This window comes from Arthrobacter sp. B0427-1-12 (genome assembly GCF_059092905.1).
In genome coordinates, this window is record NZ_JBNHIC010000245.1 from 1 (window position 1) to 333 (window position 333).

At 67.9% G+C, this 333-nt stretch carries 1 protein-coding gene; it reads left to right on the forward strand.

What is annotated here, in order from left to right; genetic code table 11:
• The coding region (locus tag AC5RWU_RS24740; protein WP_493986800.1) for a hypothetical protein at positions 1–333 on the forward strand (333 nt) is incomplete at both ends.

Below are 333 nucleotides of genomic sequence, written 5' to 3' on the forward strand. Positions count from 1 at the left end.
CCGGAGGCGGTGTCGGGAATCGAGTCGGGGCTGTCGGACATCACGCTCTACATTCCCGGTCTCGCTGCCGCGGATATTCCCGGCGGCGGGTGGGCGGGGGGTCTCGCGGCGTTCACAGCAGACACGCCGTTGGAGATGCTGGCGGGTTCGCCGGCAGCCACGGCAGTGTGGTCCAGCGAGCAGATCCAGGCGGAATTCGCAGAATCCAACGCTGTCTACCTCGGCGGGTGGACCGGCGACAACTACACACCGCTGTGCACCAAACCGCTGGAGACGCTTGCTGACGCCAAGGGCAGGCTGGGCCGCAGCGCGGGCGGTGTCTACAACGCGGAG